The organism is Nonomuraea sp. NPDC003201, assembly GCF_053590415.1.
In genome coordinates this window covers 1-1,222 of sequence record NZ_JBSFTC010000761.1, presented here as the reverse complement: position 1 = coordinate 1,222, position 1,222 = coordinate 1, and the positions used below count along the sequence as shown (strand labels likewise).

Genomic DNA, 1,222 nt, shown 5'->3' with positions numbered 1-1,222 from the left:
TCGGCGACGAATCGGCGGGCGTCGGCTTCCATCTCGCGTAGTTGTTTGACGTGTCGTTCGAGTTCGGCGGCGGTGTTGTTGAAGGTGCGTGCCACTTCGGCCAGCTCGTCGGAGCCGTGGACCGCGATTCTGGTCCGTAGTTCGCCTTGGCCCAGCAGGCGTGCCGCGTGGCCGAGTTCGCGTACCGGGCGTAGCACGCCGCGGGTGGCCAGCGATGCCAGGATGACCGCGAACGCCAGGGCCGCCACGCCGATGAGCCAGGCGGACGCGGCGAGTTGGTCGATGCTGCGCTGTTCGGGAGCCAGGCTGTGCACGGTGTAGACCTCGATGCCGGAGGCCCGCGTCTTCTGGCCCGGCTCGACGATCAGCAACGGCGTGCCGATGATCAGCTGGGGCCCGTCCTGCCACACCACGCGTTGCCACGCGATGTCGCCGTCGGCCACCTCCCGCCGCAGCCCCTGGGGAATCATCCGGGGATCCAGACCCTGGCGGCATGGCCTGCCGAAAGGCAGGCATGGCCGGCCGGGGCCGGCCGGTGAGCGCGTCTCGTGGTAGACGGCGACCGCGTCGTTCTCCCCGTCCGCCACGGTCCCGGCGATCCTGCCGAGCTCGCCCGCGTCCGGCGCCGCGCTCCGCAACGGGAAGACCGCCTCCAGACGGCTCTTCATCGCCTGCACCGCGGCATCCTGGGTCCGCTGCAGGATGTCATTGCGGGCCTGAACGTACATCCCACCGGCCACCGCCGCCGCGGTGACCACGCACAGCAACGCGAACGCGAACAACAACCGGGCACGCAGCCCCAGGCCCGGCCAAGCTGCCACCAGCCGCTTCACACCGGCCCGAACCGGTACCCGAACCCACGCACCGTCTGCACATAGACAGGCGCCGCCGAGTCGTCCTCGATCTTCGCCCGCAACCGCTGCACACACGCGTCCACCAGCCGCGAGTCACCGAAATACCCGTGCTCCCACACCGACTCCAGCAACTGCTGACGGCTGTACACCCGACCCGGCGCAGCCGACAACTCCAGCAACAACCGCAACTCGGTCGGAGCCAGACCCACCACCACCCCACGATGGGCCACCACCAACCCGGCCCGATCAATGGTCAGCTCCCCATACCGCTCCAGCTCCGCCTGATCCCGGCCGATCCGCCGCAACACCGCCCGAATACGCGCCTCCAACACCCTGGGCTGCACCGGCTTGACCACATAATCGTCGGC

Annotated in this window: 2 protein-coding genes; both read right to left on the bottom strand. The window is 69.4% G+C overall.

Features of this window, described 5'->3' with window-relative positions; translation table 11 throughout:
• The coding region (locus ACWDX9_RS63465; RefSeq protein ID WP_449973480.1) for a HAMP domain-containing protein at positions 1-821 on the bottom strand (821 nt) is incomplete at its 3' end.
• Between the two features lie 8 nt (positions 822-829).
• On the bottom strand, positions 830-1,222 hold a 393-nt coding region (locus tag ACWDX9_RS63460), incomplete at its 5' end, for a winged helix-turn-helix domain-containing protein (protein ID WP_449973479.1).